Genomic DNA, 25,687 nt, shown 5'->3' with positions numbered 1-25,687 from the left:
CCGCCGGCGCATTCCGTACCTCGTAGCCAGATGGGTAGATCATGACGCTTCGCCTCGGCTTCAGTCCGTTCCCCTATTACATCACACCTGACGGCCTTCGCCCCGATCTGGCACCCCCGCTCGACGAGATACTGCGGCAGATCGCGGCGGCGGGCTATGCGGGGGTTCCGGCCGAAGTGCCCGCCGGGACATCGCCCGAGGACTATGCCGCGATGCTGGCGACGCATGGGTTGGCGCCGGCGCCGGGCTATTTCCAGGCGGACTTCGCTGAGGCCGATATCGCGCCCGTCGTCGAGGCGGCGCGCGGGATCGCGCGTCAGCACCGCGCGCTTGGGCTCGACCGGATATTTGTCGCGCAGCAGTTTCCCGATCCGGTGCGGATCGCGGCCCCCACGATGGGCGCGGGCGCCGATCCGGCGCGGCTCGACCAGATCGTCACCGGGCTGTCGGCTGTCGCCGATGCGATGTACTCCGAGGGCGTGCTTCCCTGCCTGCACCAGCATGTCGGCACCGCGATCGAAACCGAGGACGAGGCGTGTTTCGTTCTCGACGCGATCGCATCCGATCGACTGCTGTTCGGGCCGGACATCGGCCATCTGAGCTGGGCGGGCGCCGATCCGGTGGGAATGCTGACGCGGTATCGTGATCGCATCGGCGTGGTGCATCTGAAGGACATCCGGCGCGCCGTGGCCGATCGCGGCCGGGCGGAGGGATGGGGATACCGGCAGACCACATGGGGCGGGCTGTGGACCGTCCCCGGCAGCGGCGACATCGACTGTGAAGCGGTGTTAGCGGTGCTGCGCGGGCTGGATATCTGGGCGATCGCCGAAATCGACATCGCCGGCGACGACGGACCGGAGATCGCGGCGCGCCGTTCGTTCGAATGGCTGTCCGCTCGCGTCGCAGGCGAACCGGCGACAACGGTCGGAGCACCATGACCTTGAACGATCAGGCAGCGACGCCGGTACCGCGGCTGGGCATAGGCTTTGTCGGGGCCGGCCCCGTCACCCAGGCGATCCACCTGCCGACGATCGCCCGGCTGGGCGCCATGTACCGCGTCGCCCACGTGATGGACGTGAACGAGGCGACGGCGCGGACCGTCGCCAGCCGCGTCGGGGCACGGCATTCGACCAAGCTCGATGCGCTGCTGGCCGATGAGGCCGTCGATGTCGTCGCGATCAACAGCCCGCCGCCGCTCCACGCCGAGCAGGCCACAGCCGCGATCCGCGCCGGCAAACGCGCGGTGTTCGTCGAGAAGCCGTTCGCGACCACGCGCGAAGAGGCGGAAGCGGTCGCACGCCTGGCCTCGGAGTGTGGCGTTCCCGTCATGGTCGGCGCAATGCACACTTATGATCCGGGCTGGATAGCCGCGCGCACCGCCTGGCCGGAGGCGTTCGCTAACCCACGGCTGATCCGGTCGAGCATCGTCCTGCCGATGAACGCCCGTTTTGAGGACTGGGCAACCGAAGTCGCCGAACGCGGCCCGCCGCCGCCGCCGCGCGACCTGACCAAGCCCGACATGCGCCAAGCCGCGATCGCCGGCGGCACGCTGGGCCTGGCGATCCACAATCTGCCACTGATCCGTTCGATGCTGCCGCAGTGGCGCGACCTGACCGTCGTGTCGGCAACGCCGCTGGCGCCGTTCGGCTATATGATCCACGCCATTGCCGGCGACGTGCCGGTGCAGCTGCTGGCGACGATGCATTGTCATGCGCGGCCGGAATGGACGCTCGAATGCTTTGGCGCATCGTCGGTGGTGCGGGTCGAATTCACCCCGTCCTTCGTCCACGCCGGCTCGGCCGTCGCGACGCTCCATGGCCCAGACGGCGTCGTCGCACTGCCGGCGGCGGATCATAATGGTTATGAGGGCGAGTGGCGGCATCTGCACGCTGTGCTGACCGCAGGCGCCGTGCTGTCGCAGGATCTGTCGAGCCTCACCGACGATCTGGTCTTTGCCGTCGGAATCGCGGAGGCGGCCGGTTCGAAGGCCCGCGAGGAGCACGCCGCATGACCCCGGGCAATTCGATGCATATCCGTCACCCCGCTGACCCGGCGTTGGCGCGATCGGTGGCGCTGGTCGTCGCCAGCCTTCCCACGTCGCTATCGGTCGCCGATGACGGCGAACTTGCGGCGGTGGCGGGCAATGGAGACTGGTGCAAGGCCGCGGCGTGCGCGATCGACCAGGGCGCCAAAGGCATAGTGGTGAACCGTCCCGGCATCGTCGCGCTTGCCGATCTGGAATCGCTGATCGCCCAGGCGGAGAAGGCCGGCGCCAGCGCCGTGCTGCGGTGGCGCTGGTCGTCACATCCCGCCGTCGCCGACGCCGTCGCTGCCTGGTCGCCGGTAGGTGAGGGGCTCGTCCTGGTCGATACGTTGGCGACCGGAGCGATCGACCGGCTCGGCGATGCCGTGCTCGAACAACTCTACCTGCTCGCGCAGGTCGCCGGCCCGGTGCGGGCGCTGCGACTCGATGCGCACAGCGACGATGCCATCATCGCACGGGCGCTCACGGCGGAGGGACGCCCCGTCGCGATCGGCGCGGCCCGCTCCACGCAGCCGGCGAACCTCACGCTGCGGCTGCTCTGCGCGACGCAGGCACTGGAACTGGCGCTGCCCGATACCGATACATGGCGCCCGGCAACCGCGTTCCGCGCCACGATCGACGGGGAGAGCCGCCGCCCCCCGATCTACGAAAGCGCCGATCGGCTGGCATGGCGGCGATTGCGCGATGCGGTGGCGGGACCGGGTTCGCGCGCCGACCTCGATCAATTCGCGCAGGCGTTGCGCACCCTGGATATGATGGGCAATGTAACATGGTGACCGTGCTCCCGACCGTCGATGCCAGCGGGGCGGACGAAAAGCCGGCGGTGTCGAATGGCTTCATCGCGATCTACGTCCTGGCACAGTTCGGCATTTGGCTGGCGTTGCTGACACCCGTCGTCCTGACGATCGCCTTGCAGGTCGGGGAGATCGCGGGCGAAGCGGGCAAGGCGCGCAGTCTCGGCACCGTGCTCGCGATCGGCGCCTTTTTCGCTGTCGTGTCGGCGCCGATCTGGGGGGCGCTGTCCGATCGGACGCGATCCCGGTTCGGACGGCGGCGACCGTGGCTCGTCGGCGGGCTGGTCTGTAGCGGCATTGGCCTGGTCATCCTGGGATCAGCGCAGAGCATTTGGATGGTCGGCATCGGCTGGCTGCTGTGCCAGGCGAGCTTCAACGCCATGCAGGCCGCGATCATGGCGATCCTGCCCGATGTCGTCCCAAGCCGGCAGCAGGGCCGCGTATCGGGCCTGCTTGGCATGACCACCACTGCGGGCGTCTTTGCGGGCACCTGGCTGACGCAATATACCCAGTCGTCGAGCTTGTTGATGTTCCTCGCGCCGTACGGGATCACCGTCGTGACGGTCATGACGCTCGTGATGGTCCTACGCGATGCGCCGCTGGAAGGGCCGCCCCCGCCGATGCACGAACGCGGCGTCGGCCGGTTGCTGGCGTCGATGATGACGCCATTCCGCGACGCCGATTTCAACTGGGCGTTCGTCAGCCGTTTCCTCATCATGCTGGCCTGGTTCTTCCTGCTGACCTACCAGCTCTTCTTCCTCACCGATCGGCTCGGTCTCGATCGCGCCGCAGCTCTCGCGGTGATGGTGAAATCGAGCGCGGTCGTCGCGATCGCCACGGTTTCGATGTCGATCGTGGGCGGCGTGCTGAGCGACCTGATCGGGCGGCGCAAGCCGATCGTCTTTGCTGCGGCGGCGATCGAGGGCGTGGGCTTCCTGCTGATCGCGACGACGGGCACGGTCGATCAGTTCCTCGTCGGCGTGGCGGTCGCCAGCCTCGGCAAGGGGTTGTATTTCGGCGTCGATCTCGCGCTCGTCGCGGAGATCCTGCCGAGCCGCAAGGACGCGGCCAAGGATCTGGGCATTTTCCAGATCGCCAATTCGCTGCCGCAGTCGGTCGCGCCCGGTATCGCGCCGATCCTGCTCGCGATCGGCGCGACCGCCGGCGCGGCCGGGGGCAATTACCCGGTGCTCTATGCCGTGGCTGCTTTGTGTTCGATCATCGGTGCCGCAGCGATCCTGCCGGTGAAGCGGTCGCGCTGATGGCCGACGCCCAGTGGCGGTCGCTGTTCGACGGCGTGACGCTCGACGGCTGGCATCCCGCGCCGCGCGTCTATGGTGCGAAATATCCCGGCGGACCGAGCGTCGCGGAGCTGCTCGCGCAGCGCGGCTTCGGACTGCCGCAGCACCCGGAGCGCAATCTCGCGCGCTGGCACGTGGAGGACGGCTATATCGTCGGCGAGCAGAGCGCGCCGGGCAGCGGCTATGGCGGCTATCTGGTCAGCGACGAGACCTTCGGCGATTTCGAGCTGTCGATCGAGGCGCGCCCGGACTGGCCGGCCGATACCGGCATCATGGTGCGCCGCCTGCTTGATGATTGGGCTGGCTTCCAGATCCTGCTCGACCACCGGGAAAGCGGCGGCATCGGCGGCTTCTTCGGCAATGGCCTCGGCAGCTTTGCCGCATTGCCATTTGCCATCGCGGCGCGCCGGGACGCGACCGGGGCGGTGGTCGGGCTCCGCCCCGACGACCCCGCGACCTCGATCGAGCCGGTGACGCAGGACAAGATCGACCGGCTGTCCTACGCCGCCGATGTCGATGATTTCATCGCCGCGTGGCGCTGGGACGACTGGAACAGCTTCCGCATCCGCTGTGTCGGCGAACTGCCGGTGCTGACGACATGGGTCAACGAGGTGAAGATCGCCGAACTTGACGCCGCGACGATGGTCGCGCCCGATTATGACGCCGAACAGATCCGTGCGCTATTGGGTCCGCGCGGGCACATCGCGCTGGAAGTGCATGACAATGATTCGGTGCTCGGACTGGCGCGGTGGGGCCATGGCGCCAAATGCCGGTGGCGCAACATCCTTGTGTGTGAGCTTTAAGTCGCGGGTTCAGTGTAGCGGCGGATATTCGACATAGGCGAAACGCTCGCTGTCGGGCGACCAACTGTTGACGTTCAGCGTGCCCTGGCCGCCGAATGCGGCGACCACCGTCTTCGCCTCGCCGCCTTCCGTAGGCGCGATGCGCAGCAGCACGTCCATGTCGGCGGGATGGCCCAGCGTGCCGGGCGCATAGCTGATATAGAGCATCCAGCGGCCGTCGGGGGACAAATGCGGCGCCCAGTTGACGCGGTCGTCGAAGGTGAGCTGGGTCGCCTCCGATCCGTCGGGCCGCATGCGGAAGATTTGCGCGTGACCGGGGCGCTGCGCCGCCATTTCCGAGTTGAAATAGATCCACGCGCCGTCCGGACTATATTCGGGGCTGTCCGCAGCGATCGCGCGATCGGTCAGCGCCGCCTCGGTCCCGCCGGCCGCCGGGATCGTCGCGATATAGCGGATGCCGAACGGATTGGCGCCCAGCGGCTCGACCGCGACATAGACCAGCTCCGCGCCGTCCGGCGACACGCCGTGCAGGAAGTAGCGATAGCGCTCAGGCGGGTCGTAGAGGTTGGACACGCGGCGCGGCGCGCCGCCGGTGATCGGCACTTCATATAGCTGGCCGCTGGCGCTGACGAACATGCTGCGTCCGTCGAACGACAGCACATGGTCGTTGTTGCACGTCACCACGTCCTGCGTGTCGATCGGTTCCAGCCCGCCGCTGCCGTCGGCGGGCACACGGTGCATCAACCCGCCTTCGTTGACGATCAGCCATGCGCCGTCGCGCGTCCAGTTCGGCGCCTCGACCAGCCGGTCGCTTTCGAGCACCGTGACGCGGTCCGCGCCCGACCGGTGGACCGTGACGAGCCGCGAGACCTGGCCGGGCTGCAACGCCTGGCGCCCGGGGCTGCGGCCGATTTCGATCCGGTTTCCCATAGCCGGCCTTCCTGCCTCAAAGGCCCAGGATGACGCGGTTGCGCTCGCGATCGTCGCCGACGCTCGCGAAATCGTCGAACGCCCGGTCGGTTACGCGGATGATGTGATCGCGGATGAAGCCGGCGCCTTCGCGTGCGCCGTCCTCGGGATGCTTGAGGCAGCATTCCCATTCCAGCACCGCCCAGCCCGGATAGTCATATTGCGCCAGCTTCGAAAAGATCTGGCGGAAATCGACCTGTCCGTCGCCCGGCGAGCGGAACCGGCCGGGCCGGTCGATCCAGTCCTGATATCCACCGTACACGCCCGAATGCGCGGTCGCGTGAAACTCGGCGTCCTTGACGTGAAACGCGCGGATGCGATCGTGATAATGATCGATGAAGCCCAGATAATCCATCTGCTGGAGCAGCAGGTGGCTGGGATCGTACAGGATGTTGGCGCGGGGATGGCCCTTCACCGTGTCGAGAAAACGGGCGAAGGTCGCGCCGTCGTGCAAATCCTCGCCGGGATGGATTTCGTAGCACAGATCGACCCCGGCGTCCTCGAACCGGTCAAGGATCGGCAGCCAGCGCCGGCCGAGTTCGTCGAACGCCTCCTGCACCAGCCCGGCGGGACGTTGCGGCCAAGGATAGAGAAATCCCCACGCTAGCGCACCCGAAAAGGTGGCATGGGCGGCGAGGCCCAGCTTGCGGCTCGCTTCGGCGGCCAGCATCAACTGCCGCTCCGCCCACGCGCGGCGCGCGGCGGGATTGCCGCGCACCTGCTCGGGCGCGAAGCCGTCGAACAGCGCGTCATAGGCGGGATGGACAGCGATCAGCTGCCCTTGCAGATGGGTGGACAACTCGGTGATGCGCAAGCCCTTGTCGGCCAGCATCCCGGCGACGTCGTCGCAATATCCGTCGCTCGCCGCCGCTGCCTCGAGGTCGAACAGCCGCGGCATGTGGGTGGGGATCTGCAGCCCAACATAGCCAAGTGCCGCCGCCCAGCCGGCCAGCCCTTCGAGCGTGTCGAACGGTGCATTGTCACCCGCGAATTGCGCCAGGAAGAGTCCCGGCCCCTGCAACGTCTTCATTCTGCCCCCATATCCATGGCGACCCAGCCGCCTTGCGCGCCTGACCGCAGCGCGCGGTCGATGAACGTCATGCCCCGCACGCCCTCGTCGATGCCCGGCACCAGCGCGCGCTCGCCCGCATCGCCCGACCGGATCGACGTGGCGAAATCGCGGTAGATATTGGCGAACGCCTCGATCAACCCTTCCGGATGCCCCGTGGGCAGGCGCGTGGCGCGCCGCGCCGCGTCCGACAGGCCGGGCATGCCGGCGTGGATCACGCGCTGGGGCTCGTCGAGCGGCGACAGCGTCAGCCGGTCGGGGTTCTCATGCGACCATTCCAGCCCGGCATTCTCGCCGTAGACCCGCAGGCGGATGCCGTTGCGCGCGCCGGCCGATATCTGCGAGGATATGAGCACCCCGCGCGCGCCACCGGCAAAACGCAGCAGCACGTTGGCGTCGTCGTCCAGCGCCCGGCCCGGCCCGAACCGCGACACTTCGGCGCATAGCTCGATCACGCGCTCGCCCGTCACGAACTCGGCGAGGTTGTGCGCATGGACGCCGATATCGCCGAGGCAGCCGCCGATCCCCGCCGTTGCGGGATCGGTGCGCCATTTCGCCTGGCGATCATCGGCCTGCTCGATCGGGCGGCTGAGCCAGCCCTGCTCATATTCGACCACGATCTTGCGGATCGCGCCCAGCGTGCCGACGCGCACCATCTCGCGTGCGTGCCGGACCATCGCATAGCCGGTATAGGTATAGGTCAGGCCGTAAGGTCGCCCGGTCGCGGCCACGATTTCCGCCAGCGCCAGCGCCTCAGCCAGCGTCGCGGTGGCGGGCTTGTCGCTCAGCACCGCGAAGCCCGCTTCCAGCGCCGCGCGCGCGGCGGGGAAGTGGACGTGGTTGGGGGCGGTGATGGCGACGAAATCGATCGGGTCGGGGCGTTCGCGCTCGGCGGCGAACAGCGCGCGCCAGTCGTCATAGACGCGGGCAGGATCAAGGCCGTAGCGCGCCCCGCCGGCGCGCGAGCTTTCGGCGCTGCTGCCAAATGCGCCGGCGACGAACGCGATCTCGCCGTCGAGCGTCGCTGCCATGCGATGGACCGGTCCGATGAACGAACCGAGCCCACCTCCGACCATCCCCATCCTAACGAGCGAAGGGCTCGACGCCATAGTCTGTAATCCAATCCTAGTTTCAAGCCAGCATCGCACCGAGCTAGGTAAACGTTTACATAGCTGTATCAGCGCAATCACGGAGGTGCAACATCGCACGGGATATTGGCGCCGGTCGCGCTTGCCGCCGGTGTCAGGAGCGCCGGTTTCCGGGTGGTGCGGTCGATCCCCGGATGACGAGCTACGTGCGCAGCACCTGCTTGCGCGCCGGAACGGTCCGGTCCGCGAGCAGCTGCAGCAACATCTCATCGATGTGGTTCCTGTCCGGAAAGGTGATCCCGTCTTTGCCGCGACTGGCCGACCGGCGCGCGCACGCCGCGGATTTTAACCGTTTACAGACTTTACCGGCACATGACAGTCTCTCCCGACGCCGAATTCCGCGCGTGGGAAGAAGACATATTGTCGGCTCCTGCCGAGGAGCGTAGATCGGTACGTAAAGCTTTTCATAAGAACTGGCGACACCCTCATGCATGACGTTACCGATCGCGCAACCCTCGATCCGCTTGCCATCGACGCGGCGGCCCAGGCCTGGGTCACGCGAACCAGCGATGCGATGTCGGTAGAGGACAAGATCGCCCAGCTCTTCATTCTCTACAGCCGCCACGACACCCCCGAGGAAACGGCGGAGCTGACCCGGCTGCGCCCCGGCGGGGTCCACCGCTTCCCGACCCAGGACCTTGCCGCGGTCGTGCGCGAGACGCGCGCGGTGATCGAGCAGGCGGCGGTCCCCCCGATCATCAGCGGCGATATCGAAGGGGGTGCCGTCAACTATCCCTTCGCCAGCCCCGTCCCCAACCAGCTTGGGATCGCCGCCTGCGACGACCTGGAATTGTCGGCGGCGCTGGCCGACGTCATCGCGCGTGAAAGCCGGGCACTCGGCTACGACTGGAGCTTCACGCCGGTCGTCGATCTCAACATCGCCTTCCGCAGCGCCGTGGTGGGCACGCGCTCCTATGGATCGGATCCCGACGCGGTGCTGGCGCAGGCGCGCACCTATGTCCGCGTTCTGCAGGATCATGGCATTGCCGCGACCGCGAAGCACTGGCCGGGCGAGGGCTTTGATCCGCGCGACCAGCATCTGGTCACCACCGTCAACCCGCTGTCGATGGACGCATGGGAGGCGACGTTCGGGCGAATCTACCGCGGGCTGATCGCCGACGGCGTGATGACGGTGATGTCGGCGCACATCGCCTTGCCAGCCTTCGTCCGGGCGATGCGGCCCGATGCCGGCCGGGATGCGTTCACCCCGGCGTCGGTCTCAAGGCTGCTGAACCACGATCTCCTGCGCGAACGGCTGGGTTTTCGCGGCCTGATCGTCTCCGACGCCACCGTGATGGGCGGCCTGACCAGCTGGCTCGACCGGGCGGAGGCGGTTCCTGCGGTGATCGAGAATGGCTGCGACGCCTTCCTGTTCAGCCGCCAGCCGGCGCGCGACATGGCGCTGATGCTTGATGGCCTGCGCGACGGCCGGCTGTCGGAAGAGCGGCTGGAGGAAGCCGTCCGGCGGATGCTGACGCTGAAGGCGCGGCTCGGGCTGCACGAGCGGAGCGCGGAGGCGCGCGTGCCGGAGCTGGGCACGGTCAGCGCGGCGCTGCGTACCGACAAGGCGATGGACCTGAGCCAGCAGGCGGCGGGACGCAGCCTGACGCTGGTAAAAGACACCCAAGCGCTCATCCCGATCGATCCACGGCGCCACCGGCGCGTCGTCGTTGCCGCCGACCCGGGATGGAGCTTCTTCTTCGGCGCGCCGGAGCGCAGTTTCACGCCGCTGGCGGACGCGCTGCGCGCGCGGGGATTCGAGGTGAGGACCTTCGACACCGATGCGCCGCCCTCGGTCGCCGATGCCGATCTGCTGATCTACCTGATCGGGCAGGAAGCGACGCCGGGGCTTGGCGAGATCCACATCGATTTCGCCAAGCTGCACGGCGGCCCACGCGCGGCGATGCAACATCTGAACCGCGAGCTGCCGACTTTGCTGGTGTCGTTCGGCCAGCCATTCTACCTGTACGATGCCCCTAATTACGCGACCTATATCAACGCCTATTCAGGGCAGGATATCAACCAGCACGCGCTGGTCGAACGACTCGTCGGCGAGGCTCCATTCGCTGGGGTCAGCCCGGTCGACGCATTTTGCGGTGAGGAACAACTACAGTGGTAGCGCAACGACTGATCCTGTCCGCAGAGTGCGGCTGAAGTCCGCCAGGACGGTCGCCCGGCCGCTCCGATCATCGTGCGGTGGCTGAGCTTCGATTCCCGCGTCCTGCCCTCCCTTCTATCCAATTCCGGTTCAGCTTATTCGACGTCGGGCTGGTTCTCCGGCGCTGCTCTGACGAACGCGTCGAGCGCCAGACAGGCGCGCTCTATCTCCAGCAACCGCGGCCAGCGGAGCTCGACGCCGAAGCGCCGCGCGTTGACGAGCTGCGGCACCAGGAACAGATCCGCCAGCGTCACCGTTTCACCAAAACAATAAGGGCCGACCTGGCCAGCGACCAGCGCGTCGCAGGCGCTCAGCCCCTCGTCGATCACTTTCGCCGCCCAGGTAGTGACTGCCGTCTCGTTGAGGCCCATTGCACGCAGATTGGCGAGCACCTTCAAATTCTGTACCGGATGCGTGTCGCATGCAATCACCTGGGCAAAGGCACGTATCCTGGCACGGGCGACCGGATCGGCGGGCAACAGCGCAGGCTCCGGCCGTGTCTCCTCCAGATACTCGCAGATCGCCAGGCTTTGGGTCAGCACCGCGTGATCGACCTCCAACGTGGGCAGCAGTCCTTGCGGATTCAGCGCGCGATATGCCGGCGCTTGCTGCTCCCCCTTGCGCAAGTGGTGAAAGACATCGGCATAGGACATGCCCTTCATGTTGAGCGCGATGCGCACGCGGTAGGAAGCGCCCGAACGGAAATAGCCGTGCAGCGTGACCGCGTCAGGCATTCGCCGGCACGCCCACCGTGATCGTGCAGTCGGAAAGCCCGGCGATCGATACCGTCACCACGTCGCCCGCGACCACCGCCCCCACGCCCGCGGGCGTGCCGGTGTAGATCAGGTCACCCGGCTCGAGCCGGTAGAAGCGCGAGACATAGGCGATGACGTCGGGCACATCCCAGATCAACTCGTTGAGGTCCGCGTCCTGCTTCACCGCGCCATTGACGGTCAGCTTGATGCTGCCGCTCTCGAGATGGCCGACCTCGGGCGCGGGATGGATCAGTCCGAGTGGCGAGGACTGCTCGACGTTTTTGCCGGCGTCCCAGGGACGGCCCTTGTCGCGCGCCTCGAACTGAAGGTCGCGGCGCGTCATGTCCAATCCGGTCGCATAGCCATAGACATGGTTGAGCGCGTCTGTCGCAGCGATGGAGCGGCCAGCCTTACCCATCGCAACCACCAGTTCGGCTTCATAATGGAAGTTCGTCGTCTCGCTCGGATAGGCGACGGTAGTGCCGCTTGGTACCACGGTCTCGGCCCATTTGGTGAAGAAGAAGGGCGCCTCGCGATCGGGATCGCGGCCCATTTCGCGCGCATGAGCGGCATAGTTGCGACCGATGCAGAACACACGCCGAACCGGGAACTCGTGCCCGTCGCTCGTCGCGGCAAGGGTCGGCACCTGAGGGGGAAAAAGGGTCGTCACGCGTTCTGCTCCTTGTAGAGGTTGAGCTTTTCCTGCGCCGCCTTGTCCGAATAGCCGAACAGCACGAGTGTGTTCGCGGCCTGAAGGCGCAGCGCGTGCCACGAGGGCACGATGAAGATATCGCGGGGATGGAGCGCAATCTCCTGCCCCTCGATCACAGCCGTGCCACTGCCTTCGACCACGACAAACACGGTGCCGTCGGTGGTGCGTCGCGGCCGGGTCTCAAAGCCAGCGGGCAACAGGCGAACATGCGCGGCGATGGTGGGCATCACCGGGCCGCCATTGGCGGGATTGAGGAACTCCAGCGCGTGTCCCAGATGCGGGTCGATCCCGGCCGAGGCCGCCATCGCGTCGAGCGCGGGTCGCCAGTCGACATAAGGGTAATGGAACAGCGGCTGGTGCGCCGGACGGCGATCCGCCACCGATCCGCGCACCGGGCGCATATTGTTTCCATAGCGCGCCAGCGTATCGCCCGGCGGCACGGTCTCGGGGTGCTCGCTGCTTTCCAGATGCTCGGCGAAGCTCGCGTCGAAATGCCGCACCGTCGGGATGTCGAGCCCGTCGAGCCAGATCATCGGCTTGCTGCTAGGGTTGCCATGATCGTGCCATTGCCAGCCAGGCGTGAGCACCAGGTCAAACGGGCGCATTATTGCCTTCTCGCCGTCGACCGCAGTAAAGGCGCCATCCCCCTCCATCACGAAGCGCAGCGCCGACTGGGTGTGGCGATGGCTGGGCGCCACTTCGCCCGGCAGGATGAGCTGGAGCCCGGCATAGAGGCTCGGCACGATCGCCGATTGCCCCGGCAAACCCGGATTTTCGAGGATCAGCACGCGCCGCTCGGCCTGCTCGGCCGAGATCAGGTCGCCGGCGCGCATCAGATGGTCGCGCACCTCGTCGTAGGACCAACGGTGAACCTTGGCGGGCGACTGGGGCTGCGGCCGCACTAAATCGGCCAGTGACTCCCAGAGCGGGGTCAGGTTCGCCGGGGCCATCTCCTGGTACAGCGCTTCAAGTTGCGCTCGCTGGTCGTTGGCCAGGGTCATGCCGATGCTCGCAGAATTGGGTCGTTCGGCGGGAGAGGATCACCGCAGGATTCTGCACTGCGTAATACATTGGCTGATGTCAAACGATTTCAATTGCTCCAGCCGAGCTTCCGGCTGACGTCGCGACAGGCCGTTGCGAGCTTTTCGAGCACCGCGCCACTGCCGTCGGACTTGAACGCACCGGGCATGAGCGCCGTGGCACTCAGGATCGCGCGACCCTGGAAGTCGAAGATTGGAAAGGCAGCGGCACGGAGCCCAGGGATCACCGTTCCTTCGACACAGGCTCGCCCCTCCGCCCGGACCCGTGCCTTGATCACGTCGACCTCGGATCTGGTCATCCCGCTGTCATAGAGCTCGCGCTCAAGCAGCGGATCTGTTTCCACCTCGGGCACGAAACTCAGGAAAACATGTCCGGTCGCCGAATAGAGCAGCGGGAGCACCGCACCGACACCGAACGACGTCATCACCGCCGGTCGGCCCATATGCCAGCGCACCACCGTCGGCCCCTGCGGTCCCAGGGCAGCGACCTGGACGGTGCGGCCGGTTTCGCGCACAAAGGCCTCGATCGCGGTATCGGCGACCCGGAACGCATCGGTGCGTGCCAGCGCGCTGAGGCCCAGTTTGAGCGCGGCCGGGCCGAGATCATAGCGGCCGCTGGTGCGGTCCTGCTGCGTCATTCCCGCCGCGGTGAGGCTGGCGAGGTAGCGGTGTGTCTGCGACCCGGACAATCCGCTCGCCTGCGCGATCGCGCCGAGCGTCGATGCCTCGCCAAGCGCAGCCAGCGCTTCGAGCACTGCAAAGCCGATTTCGACCGACTGGATACCTCGGCGGCGCCTATCCGCCTCACCTTCTGCTTTTTCCGTCATTTGCTTACCTTAGATCAGAACAGCGCCCGATCAAAAGCTGTCGATTCACGCTCGACCACTTCGAGGGCATCCGGATCGACCGTTCGTCGGTGACATCGGCGCGTCCGGTCACCTTGGCGATCAGTCATTGGGTGGTGCGTTAGCAGATCAAGTCGACGGGCTGACGCACCCTCAAATCCGGCGCGATACGCCGCGATCGACCATGACGCTGAGAGTTTGCACGTCGAGCGAGACGAACTGCCCGGATGTCGAAACGCTCGCCGGTGTTCTGGCGTTGTGTGTTTATGGTTCACGCCGGTATCTAAAGTACCACACCTCATGCCCCAGCCGGCGGGCCTTGGCTTCGTAGCGGGTTTCGGGCCAGCCGCCGGGGCGTTTCTGGAAGTCGGCGGGCTGGTCGCAGAGCCAGGCGAACTGTTCGCCGTGGCGCTGCATGACCATCAGCGCGTGGCGCAGGTAGACGGGGTGATCGGTGCCGAAGCGCAATTCGCCGCCGGGCCTGAGCTTTGCCGCGAACATGTCCACCGGGCCGTCGTTCATCATCCGCCGCTTGGCGTGGCGGGCCTTGGGCCAGGGATCGGGGTGGAGCAGGTAGAGGAACGAGAGCGCTCCGTCCGGCACGCGCGCCAGCACGTCCAGCGCGTCGCCGTGGTGGATGCGCACGTTGCCGATCGGCGGATGCATGCCGTTGTCGCCGGAGACGTGGACAAGCGCCTGGGCGACGCCGTTGACGAAGGGCTCGCAGCCGATGAAGCCATGGTCGGGCAGCATGTCGGCGCGCTGGGCCATGTGCTCGCCGCCGCCGAAACCGATTTCGAAGTGCAGCGGGCAATCGTGCCCGAACAGCCGCTCGGCGGTGATCGGACCTTCGGCGGGCACCGCGATCCGCGGCAGCAGGTTGTCGACCAGCGCCTGCTGCCCGGCGCGCAGGGGTTTGCCCTTGGCGCGGCCGTAGAGGCGGTTGAGCGTGGTGGGATCGCCCGATTTGCCCGATTTGGAAGCCGTCATGGCGCGGCGCGATGGCAGCGATACCGGCAAGGGTCAATGGGGAGCGGAATCCGCGTGGATGCGCCGGGCCGATCCGCGCCGCGCCGATCCTCAATGCGCTTGCGCCGCCGCTCCCGGCCCGAACCGAAGCGCGCTGGCCGGCGGCGCCCCGAACGGGAGCGGCCCGCCCTTTCGGGGCAGGCCGCTGGTACACACTGCAATGCCGTTCCGCGTCAGGCCGCTTCGGCCGCCTCGTCGGGATCGCGCAGCACATAGCCGCGGCCCCATACCGTTTCGATGTAGTTGGCGCCGCCGCAGGCATGCGCCAGTTTCTTGCGCAGCTTGCAGATGAAGACGTCGATGATCTTCAGTTCGGGTTCGTCCATGCCGCCGTAGAGGTGGTTGAGGAACATTTCCTTGGTCAGCGTGGTGCCCTTGCGCAAGCTGAGCAGCTCGAGCATGGCGTATTCCTTGCCGGTCAGGTGCACGCGCGCGCCATCGACCTCGACCGTCTTGGCATCGAGGTTGACGATCAGCTTCCCGGTGCGGATGACCGATTGCGAATGGCCCTTCGAACGGCGCACCACGGCGTGGATCCGCGCGATCAGTTCCTCGCGGTGGAACGGCTTGGTCACATAGTCGTCGGCGCCGAAACCGAACGAGCGGACCTTGCTGTCCATCTCCGAGATCCCCGAAAGGATCAGCACCGGTGTCTGGACCTTGGCGACGCGCAGCTTCTTCAGGACGTCGTAGCCATGCATGTCGGGCAGGTTGAGGTCGAGAAGAATGATGTCGTAGTCGTAGAGCTTGCCCAGATCGAGGCCTTCCTCGCCCAGATCCGTGGAGTAGACATTGAAACCTTCGGCCGTAAGCATGAGCTCGATGGCCCGGGCCGTGGTCGGTTCATCCTCGATCAACAGCACTCGCATGGGTGTCCCCCTTTTGCCCCTTTTGTCCGCAGACGGTAACCTCGTCTAAACGGACATTGCCGCCAATTAACCATAGGACCAATGAAGGTTAAAGGTTAATTTGCCGTAAACGCTGGACTAAGCCCGGGTTTCCCCAAAAAACCCGGGCATCGCGGCGTCGCCTTACCGTGCATTGCGCGCGGCAAATCCTAAAACGGCGGCAAACGAGAAAGGTTAAGGCGCGCGCAACGCTTGGCCGCCTGCCGAAGTCCGGAGCAAATCCAGGGCATCGCGCGGTCAGGCGGTGGAGGCTTCCCGGGCGGGCGGGCTCACCCGCATCCGGCCCGCCGCCTGGCGCGCCTCCGGCACGGGCCGCTCGATCCGCTTGAGATAGCTCCAGAGGCCGCATTGCAGGCTTATCAGCATCAGGATGAACGGCTGGAAAGCGATGCCGACGAACAGCGAGCCGATCAGGTAGACGACCTGGGCAAGCTGCAGGGCATTGGCCAGCGGCGCCGCCCAGGCTTCGTCCGGGCCCTTGCGGTCCTTCCAGCGGCGGCGGATCAGCTCCATCTGCGCCAGGCCTGAAACCTGCAGCAGCAGCCACAGCGCCAGGCCGGGATAACCCTGTTCGCCCAGCATTTCGAAATAGCTGGAATGGAACGCCCGCCCCGCCTCCTCGACCGGGGACGAAGTAATGACCGTGGTGCTGCCGACCGTCTGGGAGACGTAAGTGTCGTATTTCACCTTGGCGCCTTGGTAGGCGTAGAAGCCGCCGCCCATCGGATGGTGCTTGGCGTATTCCCAGGTCCACCTCCACATCGCGACGCGCGTGCCGGCCGATTGGTCCGACTGGTGGTTCTGGATCGTGCCCATGCGTGCCATGAAGGACTGGGGCAGGAACGGCACGGCGATGACCATGGCAAGCGCCATGCCGCCGGCGATGAGGAACCGGTGCCGCGCGGTCCTGAGATAGAGCGCACACAGGATCGCCAGGCAGACCAGGCCGGTGCGCGCCTGCGTGCCGATCGGAATCAGCGAGCAGGCGAAGATCAGCGCGGCGGCGAAGCTCCAGACCCGCCAGTCGCTCGGGAAGATCGTGCCGTATTTCGCCAGCCAGATCACGATCGGGATGATGGCGATGGCGACGCAGGAGATGATCGAGCCTTCGAACAGGCCGTTGTTGCTGTCCACGAAGATGCGCAGCGTGCCATAGCCGCCGCCGCCGGCCACGGTCTTGAGGCCGCCGTCGATGATGAGGGCGCTGGCGGCCAGCACCATCACCAGCGCCACCGCCTCGATCCTCAGGCGCGTGCGCAGGGCCAGCGGCATGAAGATCGCGAAGAGCAGGGCCTTCCACACCCATGCCCATTTCTCAGGCGCGTCCACCGGATAGGCCGCCGCGATCGTGGTGTAGCCGCAATAGAGCAGCAGCAGCACCATCAGGCCCTGGCGGAAGGTGAAGCGCGTATCCTCCTTGTGGTCGAACACCAGCCAGCCGAGGAATGCCATCGCGAAGGCGATCAGCGAGACGGGCAGGCGCGACAGCAAGCCCCACGAGATGATCTGGGGCTGGAGGATGTCTACATAGACATAGCACAGCATCCACACGAAGGGGCGCTTGAACCCGGCGGCGATCAGGCAGAGGAAGAAGCCGGTGAGGGCCAGGTCAATCATCGCGCCCGTTCTCCCGGCGGCGGAGCGGACGGCGCTGGTCCTTGCCTGTCTCGTCGTACAAGTCGTCACGCCACATCAGCCGCCACACGGCGAGCGCAAGCAGCCCGTGGCTGACGGCAAGGGCGAAGATATCGACCATGGGGCTGCGGTAGCACCGCCGAGTTGACGGCACGTTAAGCGTTATGCGGCTAGGACTTCGCCCATCATGACCCGCGACCCGTCCCTGAAGATCCTTCACGTGCTCGATCATTCGCTGCCGATGCACAGCGGCTATACCTTCCGCACCCGCGCCATTCTCAAGGCGCAGTCGGCGATGGGGCTCGACGTGCGCGGGGTCACCGGCCTGCGGCATACGGCGGAAGGTCCGCCGGCCGAGGAAGCCGACGGCCTGCTGTTCCATCGCACCGTGGGCCAGGTGAAAGGCCCGGCGGGCCGCATCGCCGGCCATATCACCGACCGCATCGCCGGCTTGCGCGAGTGGAGCGAGATCGGCGTGTTCGCGCGGGGAATCGAACGCATCGCGCGCGATTGGCGGCCGGACGTCCTGCATGCCCACTCGCCGGCGCTGTGCGGGCAGGCGGCGCTGCGCGTGGCGCGCCGGCTTGGCATCCCCCTGGTCTACGAGATTCGCGCGTTCTGGGAAGATGCCGCGGTGGGCAACGGCGCCGGCAGCGAAGGATCGCTCCGCTATCGGCTGACCCGCAAGCTGGAAAGCCACGTGGTGCGAGAGGCGGATGCGGTGGTGACGATCTGCGAGGGGCTACGCCGCGATCTCCTCGCGCGCGGCACGCCGCGGGACAAGATCACGGTCATGCCCAACGGCGTCGACCTGGCGCTGCTTGGGCAGCCGCTCGATCGCGATCCGGCGCTGGCCCGCGAACTCGGCTTCGAGGCGGAGGGACGGCCTTGTCCGGTTATCGGCTTCATCGGCAGCTTCTATGATTACGAGGGGCTGGACGTACTGATCGAAGCGATGCCCGCGCTGGTCGCACGGCAGCCCGACGCGCGCCTGCTGCTGGTCGGCGGCGGTCCGATGGAAGCGTCGCTGCGCGCCCAGGCGGAAGCCTCGCCGGCGGCGGGGGCGATCCGGTTCATCGGCCGGGTGCCGCATCACGAGGTCGATCGCTACTATGCGCAGTGCGACGTCATGGCCTATCCGCGCAAGCACAGCCGGTTGACCGATCTCGTCACCCCGCTGAAGCCGCTGGAGGCGATGGCCCAGGGCAAGCTGGTCGCCGCCAGCGACGTCGGCGGCCACCGCGAACTGATCGCCGACGGCGTGACCGGAACGCTGTTCGCGCCCGACGATCCCGCCGCCTGCGCGGCGGCGCTGGCGCGCTTGCTGGAACAACGGGGCCTGTGGGATAGTTACCGCCGCGCAGGCCGCGATCATGTGGAAAGCCGGCACGATTGGGCCGCGAACGCCCGCCGTTATCAAGACGTTTACCAAATGCTGTCACGAATGGCGGTTCAAGGAAGAGGCGATGTCGCGGCATGACCGCACGAACGGGTCCCTCCAGGACAAGCACGGGGTAAGTTGAGTGTCCGAACAGATTTCCGAACACAGGCTTTCCGAACACAGGAGGGGCACGCCGGGCGGAAACCAGCCGATCAGCCGCCATCCCCTGTTCCCGGCCATCGTCGCGCTCTGGTTCGCCGCGCTGTCCGGCCTGGGCAGTGTCGCCATCCGCCCCGAACTGATCGAGCGCGCCGTCCTGGCGCTCGGCATCGACGGCGTGATTCCGATGGCGGCGCCGCCGCTCGGCACGACCACGCGGATACTCATTGCGCTGGCCATGACCGGCATCGGCGGGATCGTCGGCGCGGTTGTGGCGCGTCGTCTGACCCGGCTGGATCCGGAGCCGCGCGAACGCCATCGCGGCGGCGCCTCCGTCGCCCCGGAGGATTGTCCGGAATCCGCCCCCGCGAACCCCATCCGCGAGATGCCGGTCGGCAAGCCCGGCGGCCGCCGCCGCGCCCTTGCCCTCCTGTCCGATGCGCCGGTGGATGCGCCGGTGGACGATGGCTCCGGCCGCGCGCCCATGCCGGGCCGGGACGCGGGGCTGCCGGACGCGGGGATATTGAACGTCGCCGAATTCGATCTCGACGGTTTCCAGGAAAGTGCCGCCGCCGGGGACGAACCCGCCTTCGAAAGGCGCGCGCCCTCTTCCGAAGCCGGGAACCCCGGGCTGGGCGGGGATGCCGGCGAAACGATCGGCATGCCGATCGAGCAGGCCTCTGCCTCGTTCATGCGCCGGACTTCCAGCGGCGCCGCGCATTCGGGCGCGCAGGTCTTCCAATCCGCTCGGGATTTCTCGGCGGCGCGGGAAACCGGCGGCGAAGGGGCATCGAGGACGCTCAGCAGCAGCCTGTTCGAGACCTATTCGCAGCGGATCGCGGCCCCCGAAGCTCCGAAGCCCGGCTTCACGCTCCTTCCGCGCTTCAGTCCTGACGAATGGCCCGACGAACGGCCAATCGAGCGGCCAAACGAACGAAACGAGGATGGGCGCGGCCAGGATGCGGCCGGCCATGCCGCCGCCACGGACGAGCACGCGCCGGCGTTCGAGCACGCTTCCACGCTCGCAGCGGCCGATGTCGCCGATGCCGAAGCTGCGGACGCCGTGATGCCGGAGGCTTCCGAGCCCGAACAGGGCCCGTTCGGCGAGCGGCGCTCGGCAGCCGAGCGCATCGTTGCCGCCGAACTCGACCAGCTTTCGCAGATCGAACTGCTCGAACGCCTCGCGCTGGCCATGGCGCACCGCCGCGAGCAGGCAAGGCTTGCCGCCCTCGCGCCCGTCGTGGCCGAACCCGAACCCGAACCCGAACCCGAACCCGAACCCGAAGTCTCGCCGGAACCCGAAGTTCTGCCGGAACCCCGGGCCGAGCCCCGGTTCGATCCGGCCGCGTCCGCGCCGCTGGCGTTCGAACGGCTCTCCTCGGAAGCGCCCCGCTTCGATGCGGCGCCGGTCGAACCCGCCGCGATCGCGCCGCCGCCGCGCATTCCCGCCGCGCTGCGCCCGGTCGGTTTCGAAGCCTTCGCTTCCGATGCCGAGGACGATTCACTGCCCGGATACATTCCGCCCCGGCATATCGGGCTGGCGCCGGGCGGTGCCGCGGATCTGGCTTTCGCCGCGAGCGAGCCGGCCGGCGATCTCGCCCACGGCTCTGCCGGCGAGGATGCCGAAGAGGAGGACGAGGAGGAGAGCCAGGCTCTCGAACAGGGCTATTCCTCGCTGCTCGATTTGTCGCGGCCCGCCGGAAACCGCCAGCCGCCGGCGGCCTTCCCCGGCGAGGACGCCGCGCCGCCGCCTGCCGCTTCGATCGAGCAGGTGCGGCCCGCCGAGCGGCTGTTCGACGCGCCCGGCAAGCCCGCTCCGGAGGAGACCGAACGGGCCCTGCGTGCCGCGCTCGCCACGCTTCAACGCATGAGCGGCGCCGCCTGACACCCCCTCTTGACCCCCCTTGTACCCCCTTTGGCCCCCCCTTGACCGGTCGTCGCAAGGCCGGCCGGGATCGGCTTGCGATAATAAAATGCCGCATTTCCCGCCGTCCACGCGCGCAATCCTGCGCCGCCGCCGCCTTCGCGGTTGCAAAACTCCCGTCTAATCGTCATGGGGACCTTGGGGCCCCTATGTCGCGCGAAGCCGATGCACGATTCGTGCGCGCCAGTTGCGACGTGTAGGGTGCATCCCGGTAAATGACAGGACGGATTACTATCGATGGGATTTCCTAAGCCCCAGGGCCTTTACGATGCGCATAACGAACATGATTCCTGCGGTGTGGGCTTTGTCGCCCATATCAAGGGTGAGAAAAGCCATGCGATCATTACCCAGGCACTGGAAATCCTCAAGAATATCGACCATCGCGGCGCGGTGGGCGCGGACCCGCTGCTGGGTGACGGCGCCGGGATCCTGACGCAGCTTCCCGACCGGCTGTTTCGCAAGTGGGCGCAAGGGGCGGGTGTCGAACTGCCGCAGCCGGGCGACTACGCCGTTGCCATGTGCTTCCTGCCGCAGGACGAGCCGGCACGCGATTTCGTGGTCTCCAAGTTCGAGAAGTTCATCAAGAAGGAAGGCCAGGAGCTGATCGGCTGGCGCGACGTGCCGGTTACGCTCGATGGCCTGGGCAAGACCGTCATCGAATCGATGCCGGTGGTCCGCCAGTGCTTCGTCGGCCGGGGTGAGAACTGCGCCGACCAGGACGCGTTCGAGCGCAAGCTGCTGGCGATCCGCAAGCAGACGCAGAACCCGCTGGAGGCGATGGCGATCAAGCACGGCCTGCCGGGGCTGACCGAGCTCTACATGCCGAGCTTCTCCAGCCGCACGATCGTCTACAAGGGCCTGCTGCTGGCGACCCAGGTCGGCTCGTTCTACGACGATCTCAGGAACCCGGACTTCGTCTCGGCGCTCGGCCTCGTGCACCAGCGCTTCTCGACCAACACCTTCCCGAGCTGGAAGCTGGCGCATCCCTATCGCTTCATGGCGCACAACGGTGAAATCAACACCGTGCGCGGCAACGTGAACTGGATGAACGCGCGCCGCCGGACGATGGAATCGGAGCTGCTCGGCGCCGATCTCGACAAGATGTGGCCGCTGATCCCGCACGGCCAGTCCGATACCGCGTGCCTCGACAATGCCTTCGAGCTGCTGCTCGCGGGGGGGTACTCGCTGGCCCACGCGATGATGATGCTGATCCCGGAGGCCTGGGCCGGCAATCCGCTGATGGATCCCAAGCGCCGCGCCTTCTACGAATACCATGCCGCGCTGATGGAGCCGTGGGACGGCCCGGCCGCCGTCGCGTTCACCGACGGCCGGCAAATCGGCGCCACGCTGGACCGCAACGGCCTTCGCCCCGCGCGTTTCCTCGTCACCGACAACGACTTGTGCGTAATGGCGTCGGAAAGCGGCGTGCTTCCGATCAAGGAAGACAACATCGTGCGCAAGTGGCGCCTCCAGCCGGGCCGCATGCTGCTGATCGACTTCGAGGAAGGCCGCATCATCGAGGACGAGGAGATCAAGGCCAAGCTGGCCGATGCCGAACCCTACCAGAAGTGGCTTGACCAGGCGCAGTACATTCTCAAGGACCTCGACGTGATCGAGGAAGTGCTGGAGGAAATCCCGGCCGAGACGACCACGCTGCTCGATCGCCAGCAGGCCTTCGGCTACACGCAGGAAGACGTCTCGCGCTTCCTGGAGCCGATGGCGCTCGAAGGCGACGATCCGATCGGCTCGATGGGCACCGACACGCCGATCCCGGTGCTGTCGCACAAGTCGCGCCTGCTTTACGACTATTTCAAGCAGAACTTCGCGCAAGTCACCAACCCGCCGATCGATCCGATTCGCGAGGAACTGGTGATGAGCCTGGTCTCGATGATCGGTCCGCGCCCGAACCTGCTCGGTCATGACGCGGGCACCCACAAGCGCCTGGAAGTCAGCCAGCCGATCCTCACCGACCAGGGCCTGGCCAAGATCCGCTCGGTGGAGGCCGCGCTCGACGGGGCCTTCCGCACCGAGACGATCGACATCACCTGGGATGCCGCGACGGGTGCCGAAGGCCTGGAACTGGCGATCAAGGAGATGTGCTGGGCCGCAACCGAGGCGGTGCTGGCGGACAAGAACATCCTGATCCTGTCCGACCGCGCCCAGGGCTCGAATCGCATCCCGATGCCGGCGCTGCTGGCGACCGCGGCGGTGCACCACCACCTCGTGCGCCAGGGCCTGCGCATGCAGACCGGGCTCGTGGTGGAAACCGGAGAGGCGCGTGAGGTCCATCACTTCTGCGTGCTCGCGGGATACGGCGCCGAAGCCATCAATCCCTATCTCGCCTTCGAGACGATCGAGGATATCCGCACCCGCAAGAACCTGCCGGTGAGCGCCGAGCAGGCGTGCAAGAACTATATCTACGCGATCGGCAAGGGCATCCGCAAGGTGATGTCCAAGATGGGCATCTCGACCTACCAGTCCTACTGCGGCGCGCAGATCTTCGACGCGGTCGGCCTGTCGAGCGCGTTCGTGGACAAGTACTTCACCGGCACCGCCACCACCATCGAGGGCGCGGGCTTGCTGGAGATCGCGGAAGAGGCGGTGCGCCGCCATGCCGCGGCCTATGGCGACAACCCGATCTACGCGAAGATGCTGGATGTGGGCGGCATGTATGGCCTGCGCGTGCGCGGCGAGGAACACGCCTGGACTTCGGCCAACATCGGCGCGCTGCAGCACGCCGTGCGCGGCAATATTCCTGAAAAGTACAAGGAATTCGCGCAGACCATCAACGACCAGTCGACCCGCATGCTCACGATCCGCGGGCTGATGGATTTCGTTCCGGCCGAAACCGCGATTCCGATCGAGGAAGTCGAGCCGGCCAGCGAGATCGTGAAGCGCTTCGCCACCGGTGCGATGAGCTTCGGTTCGATCAGCCGCGAAGCGCATACCACGCTGGCAATGGCGATGAACCGGATCGGCGGCAAGTCCAACACCGGCGAAGGCGGCGAGGAGCCCGATCGCTTCGTGCCGCTGCCCAACGGCGATTCGATGCGTTCGGCGATCAAGCAGGTCGCCTCGGGCCGCTTCGGCGTGACCACCGAATACCTCGTCAATGCCGATGACATCCAGATCAAGATGGCGCAGGGCGCGAAGCCCGGCGAAGGCGGTCAGCTGCCGGGCCACAAGGTCGACAAGACCATCGGCAAGGTGCGTCACTCGACTCCGGGCGTGGGCCTGATCTCGCCGCCGCCGCACCACGACATCTACTCGATCGAGGATCTCGCCCAGCTCATTCACGATCTCAAGAACGTGAACCCGCGTGCGCGCATCTCGGTCAAGCTGGTGTCGGAAGTGGGTGTCGGCACGGTGGCGGCGGGCGTCTCCAAGGCGCGCGCAGATCATGTGACGATCTCCGGCTACGAAGGCGGCACCGGCGCTTCGCCGCTGACTTCGCTGACCCACGCCGGCTCGCCATGGGAAATCGGCCTTGCCGAAACCCAGCAGACGCTGCTGCTCAACAACTTGCGCAGCCGTATCGCGGTGCAGGCCGACGGCGGCATCCGCACCGGCCGCGACGTCGCGATCGCCCTGCTGCTCGGCGCCGACGAGATCGGCTTCGCCACCGCGCCGCTGATCGCGGCGGGTTGCATCATGATGCGCAAGTGCCACCTCAACACCTGCCCGGTCGGCGTCGCCACCCAGGACCCGGTCCTGCGGGCCCGCTTCACCGGCCAGCCCGAGCACGTGGTCAACTACTTCTTCTTCGTCGCCGAGGAACTGCGCGCGATCATGGCCGAACTCGGCTTCCGCACGGTTGCCGAAATGGTCGGCCGGGTCGACCGGCTGAACATGAAGAAGGCCATCGCGCACTGGAAGGCCAAGGGCATCGATCTCTCGAAGATCCTCTACCAGGCCCCGCTGGGTGACAGCCCCTCGCTCAACTGGACCCGCAGGCAGGACCACGGCCTTGAGAACGCGCTCGACAACGCGCTGATCGCGGCTTCCGCCGATGCGCTCGAAAAGCGCGAGGCGGTGCGCATCGAAAAGCCGATCATCAACGTCAACCGCACGGTCGGCGCGATGCTCTCGGGCGAAGTGGCCAAGCGCTATGGGCATGAAGGCCTGCCGGACAACACGATCCACGTGAAGCTCACCGGGGTTGCCGGCCAGAGCTTCGGCGCCTGGCTTGCCCACGGCGTCACGCTGGACCTGACCGGCGATGCCAACGACTATGTCGGCAAGGGCCTGTCGGGCGGCCGCGTGATCGTGCGCCAGCCGGTCCATGTCGACCGCGATCCGCTGCAGAACATCATCGTCGGCAACACCGTGCTCTACGGCGCGATTTCCGGCGAGGCGTTCTTCAACGGCGTCGCCGGCGAGCGCTTCGCGGTCCGCAATTCGGGCGCGATCGCCGTCGTCGAAGGCTGCGGCGATCATGGCTGCGAATACATGACCGGCGGCGTCGTGATGGTGCTCGGGCGCACCGGCCGCAACTTCGCGGCGGGAATGTCCGGCGGCGTTGCCTATGTCTTCGACGAGGACGGCGTGTTCGACAAGCTGTGCAACACGGCGATGGTCGATCTCGTGAAGATCTCGCCCGAGGCCGATGAGGATGGAGGCGCCGAGGCTTCCTGGGGTCGCCCGCAGCAGCGCACCGCCGGGGTCAACGACCTGGGCATGGGCGACATGCTGCGCCATGATGCCGAGCGCGTCCGCATTCTGCTTGAACGTCACCACTTGCACACCGGCTCCAGGCGGGCCCGTGCGCTGCTTGACGACTGGTCGAACACCATCGGCAAGTTCGTCAAGGTGATGCCGCGCGACTATGCGCGCGCGCTCAGGCAACTTGAGGCCGAACGGCTGGAAGCCGCTTCGGTGGCCGCAGAATAAGACTTTGGACTCCCGTCCTTCGTCATTGCGAGCGAAGCGAGGCAATCCGGTCGGGCGCGGCAACGCGCTGGATTGCCCCGCCGCTCCGCGATGACGAAACGATCTGAGCATTGGGATTAAAGA

20 protein-coding genes are annotated in these 25,687 nt (G+C 66.8%); 9 read left to right on the top strand and 11 right to left on the bottom strand.

Annotated elements, in window-relative coordinates:
• Positions 1-41: 41 nt before the first annotated feature.
• The 5 genes from BM052_RS05545 to BM052_RS05530 are packed head-to-tail and all read left to right on the top strand — an operon-like array spanning position 42 to position 4,942.
• Positions 42-938, top strand: a complete 897-nt coding sequence (locus BM052_RS05545; protein ID WP_091144223.1) for a sugar phosphate isomerase/epimerase family protein — start codon at positions 42-44, stop codon at positions 936-938.
• A complete protein-coding gene (locus tag BM052_RS05540) occupies positions 935-2,011 on the top strand; it encodes a Gfo/Idh/MocA family protein (protein WP_218151522.1) in 1,077 nt (358 codons plus the stop codon). Before BM052_RS05545 ends, BM052_RS05540 begins: the two co-directional genes overlap by 4 nt.
• Positions 2,008-2,820, top strand: a complete 813-nt coding sequence (locus tag BM052_RS19830; protein WP_177198342.1) for a hypothetical protein — start codon at positions 2,008-2,010, stop codon at positions 2,818-2,820. The genes BM052_RS05540 and BM052_RS19830 overlap by 4 nt, the downstream gene beginning before the upstream one ends.
• The gene (locus BM052_RS05535) at positions 2,814-4,100 is read left to right on the top strand and encodes an MFS transporter (protein ID WP_177198341.1); all 1,287 of its coding nucleotides are present in this window, start codon (positions 2,814-2,816) and stop codon (positions 4,098-4,100) included. The genes BM052_RS19830 and BM052_RS05535 overlap by 7 nt, the downstream gene beginning before the upstream one ends.
• Complete coding sequence (locus BM052_RS05530) at positions 4,100-4,942, top strand: 3-keto-disaccharide hydrolase (protein WP_091144463.1); 843 nt, start codon at positions 4,100-4,102, stop codon at positions 4,940-4,942. Before BM052_RS05535 ends, BM052_RS05530 begins: the two co-directional genes overlap by 1 nt.
• A 9-nt stretch (positions 4,943-4,951) precedes the next feature.
• Here BM052_RS05530 and BM052_RS05525 read toward each other — a convergent pair whose 3' ends face one another.
• From BM052_RS05525 to BM052_RS05515, 3 genes are read right to left on the bottom strand one after another with little or no spacing between them, the layout of a single operon-like run.
• Positions 4,952-5,872 (bottom strand): TolB family protein, encoded by a 921-nt coding sequence (locus tag BM052_RS05525; protein ID WP_091144218.1) that lies wholly within the window; start codon positions 5,870-5,872, stop codon positions 4,952-4,954.
• 16 nt (positions 5,873-5,888) lie between these two features.
• A complete protein-coding gene (locus BM052_RS05520; RefSeq protein ID WP_091144216.1) occupies positions 5,889-6,941 on the bottom strand; it encodes a sugar phosphate isomerase/epimerase family protein in 1,053 nt (350 codons plus the stop codon).
• Positions 6,938-8,056: a Gfo/Idh/MocA family protein gene (locus BM052_RS05515; RefSeq protein WP_369821494.1), complete on the bottom strand. Its 1,119-nt coding sequence runs from the start codon at positions 8,054-8,056 to the stop codon at positions 6,938-6,940. Before BM052_RS05515 ends, BM052_RS05520 begins: the two co-directional genes overlap by 4 nt.
• Positions 8,057-8,555: 499 nt before the next feature.
• Here BM052_RS05515 and BM052_RS05510 point away from each other — a divergent pair, with 499 nt between their 5' ends.
• Positions 8,556-10,247, top strand: a complete 1,692-nt coding sequence (locus BM052_RS05510; RefSeq protein WP_091144211.1) for a glycoside hydrolase family 3 protein — start codon at positions 8,556-8,558, stop codon at positions 10,245-10,247.
• A gap of 134 nt (positions 10,248-10,381) precedes the next feature.
• On the opposite strand, the gene maiA is transcribed toward BM052_RS05510, so the two are convergent.
• From maiA to BM052_RS19825, 8 genes are all read right to left on the bottom strand, one after another.
• Positions 10,382-11,020, bottom strand: a complete 639-nt coding sequence (gene maiA, locus BM052_RS05505) for a maleylacetoacetate isomerase (RefSeq protein WP_091144209.1) — start codon at positions 11,018-11,020, stop codon at positions 10,382-10,384.
• Positions 11,013-11,711 (bottom strand): fumarylacetoacetate hydrolase family protein, encoded by a 699-nt coding sequence (locus BM052_RS05500; RefSeq protein WP_091144207.1) that lies wholly within the window; start codon positions 11,709-11,711, stop codon positions 11,013-11,015. Before BM052_RS05500 ends, maiA begins: the two co-directional genes overlap by 8 nt.
• Positions 11,708-12,754, bottom strand: coding sequence for a gentisate 1,2-dioxygenase (gene gtdA / locus BM052_RS05495; protein WP_091144204.1), 1,047 nt, complete (start codon positions 12,752-12,754; stop codon positions 11,708-11,710). Before gtdA ends, BM052_RS05500 begins: the two co-directional genes overlap by 4 nt.
• 89 nt (positions 12,755-12,843) lie before the next feature.
• On the bottom strand, positions 12,844-13,620 hold the full coding sequence (locus BM052_RS05490) for an IclR family transcriptional regulator (protein ID WP_091144203.1): 777 nt from the start codon (positions 13,618-13,620) through the stop codon (positions 12,844-12,846).
• Between the two features lie 282 nt (positions 13,621-13,902).
• Positions 13,903-14,628, bottom strand: a complete 726-nt coding sequence (locus BM052_RS05485; RefSeq protein WP_091144201.1) for a tRNA (guanine(46)-N(7))-methyltransferase TrmB — start codon at positions 14,626-14,628, stop codon at positions 13,903-13,905.
• A gap of 212 nt (positions 14,629-14,840) precedes the next feature.
• Positions 14,841-15,536, bottom strand: coding sequence for a response regulator transcription factor CtrA (gene ctrA / locus BM052_RS05480; RefSeq protein ID WP_091144199.1), 696 nt, complete (start codon positions 15,534-15,536; stop codon positions 14,841-14,843).
• A gap of 276 nt (positions 15,537-15,812) precedes the next feature.
• Positions 15,813-17,192, bottom strand: a complete 1,380-nt coding sequence (locus tag BM052_RS05475; RefSeq protein ID WP_091144198.1) for a putative O-glycosylation ligase, exosortase A system-associated — start codon at positions 17,190-17,192, stop codon at positions 15,813-15,815.
• Positions 17,185-17,331 carry a hypothetical protein gene (locus BM052_RS19825; RefSeq protein ID WP_177198340.1) on the bottom strand — a complete coding sequence of 49 codons (147 nt, stop codon included), beginning with the start codon at positions 17,329-17,331 and terminating at the stop codon, positions 17,185-17,187. Before BM052_RS19825 ends, BM052_RS05475 begins: the two co-directional genes overlap by 8 nt.
• Before the next feature lie 66 nt (positions 17,332-17,397).
• Here BM052_RS19825 and BM052_RS05470 point away from each other — a divergent pair, with 66 nt between their 5' ends.
• From BM052_RS05470 to gltB, 3 genes are all read left to right on the top strand, one after another.
• Positions 17,398-18,690: a TIGR04063 family PEP-CTERM/XrtA system glycosyltransferase gene (locus BM052_RS05470; protein ID WP_091144195.1), complete on the top strand. Its 1,293-nt coding sequence runs from the start codon at positions 17,398-17,400 to the stop codon at positions 18,688-18,690.
• Positions 18,691-18,733: 43 nt separating this feature from the next.
• Positions 18,734-20,635, top strand: coding sequence for a hypothetical protein (locus BM052_RS05465; RefSeq protein WP_091144193.1), 1,902 nt, complete (start codon positions 18,734-18,736; stop codon positions 20,633-20,635).
• A 276-nt stretch (positions 20,636-20,911) separates the two neighbouring features.
• Entirely contained in the window at positions 20,912-25,564 is a 4,653-nt protein-coding gene (gltB, locus tag BM052_RS05460; RefSeq protein WP_091144191.1) for a glutamate synthase large subunit, read from the top strand.
• The last annotated feature ends 123 nt before the right edge of the window (positions 25,565-25,687 follow it).

Origin of the sequence: Novosphingobium sp. CF614, from assembly GCF_900113255.1 — a bacterium.
In the GTDB taxonomy this organism is placed as follows: domain Bacteria; phylum Pseudomonadota; class Alphaproteobacteria; order Sphingomonadales; family Sphingomonadaceae; genus Novosphingobium.
Note: the sequence above shows the minus strand (reverse complement) of the source record. Positions and strands in the feature narration are given on the sequence as shown.

Coding starts and splice junctions, on each gene's coding strand:
- BM052_RS19830 (WP_177198342.1), top strand. CDS start 2,008: ATGACCCCGGGCAATTCGATGCATATCCGTCACCCCGCTGACCCGGCG.
- BM052_RS05520 (WP_091144216.1), bottom strand. CDS start 6,941: ATGAAGACGTTGCAGGGGCCGGGACTCTTCCTGGCGCAATTCGCGGGT.
- BM052_RS05530 (WP_091144463.1), top strand. CDS start 4,100: ATGGCCGACGCCCAGTGGCGGTCGCTGTTCGACGGCGTGACGCTCGAC.
- BM052_RS05475 (WP_091144198.1), bottom strand. CDS start 17,192: ATGATTGACCTGGCCCTCACCGGCTTCTTCCTCTGCCTGATCGCCGCC.
- BM052_RS05490 (WP_091144203.1), bottom strand. CDS start 13,620: ATGACGGAAAAAGCAGAAGGTGAGGCGGATAGGCGCCGCCGAGGTATC.
- gtdA (WP_091144204.1), bottom strand. CDS start 12,754: ATGACCCTGGCCAACGACCAGCGAGCGCAACTTGAAGCGCTGTACCAG.
- BM052_RS19825 (WP_177198340.1), bottom strand. CDS start 17,331: ATGGTCGATATCTTCGCCCTTGCCGTCAGCCACGGGCTGCTTGCGCTC.
- BM052_RS05535 (WP_177198341.1), top strand. CDS start 2,814: ATGGTGACCGTGCTCCCGACCGTCGATGCCAGCGGGGCGGACGAAAAG.
- BM052_RS05485 (WP_091144201.1), bottom strand. CDS start 14,628: ATGACGGCTTCCAAATCGGGCAAATCGGGCGATCCCACCACGCTCAAC.
- ctrA (WP_091144199.1), bottom strand. CDS start 15,536: ATGCGAGTGCTGTTGATCGAGGATGAACCGACCACGGCCCGGGCCATC.
- BM052_RS05515 (WP_369821494.1), bottom strand. CDS start 8,056: ATGGTCGGAGGTGGGCTCGGTTCGTTCATCGGACCGGTCCATCGCATG.
- BM052_RS05470 (WP_091144195.1), top strand. CDS start 17,398: ATGACCCGCGACCCGTCCCTGAAGATCCTTCACGTGCTCGATCATTCG.
- maiA (WP_091144209.1), bottom strand. CDS start 11,020: ATGCCTGACGCGGTCACGCTGCACGGCTATTTCCGTTCGGGCGCTTCC.
- BM052_RS05540 (WP_218151522.1), top strand. CDS start 935: ATGACCTTGAACGATCAGGCAGCGACGCCGGTACCGCGGCTGGGCATA.
- BM052_RS05525 (WP_091144218.1), bottom strand. CDS start 5,872: ATGGGAAACCGGATCGAAATCGGCCGCAGCCCCGGGCGCCAGGCGTTG.
- BM052_RS05545 (WP_091144223.1), top strand. CDS start 42: ATGACGCTTCGCCTCGGCTTCAGTCCGTTCCCCTATTACATCACACCT.
- BM052_RS05510 (WP_091144211.1), top strand. CDS start 8,556: ATGCATGACGTTACCGATCGCGCAACCCTCGATCCGCTTGCCATCGAC.
- gltB (WP_091144191.1), top strand. CDS start 20,912: ATGGGATTTCCTAAGCCCCAGGGCCTTTACGATGCGCATAACGAACAT.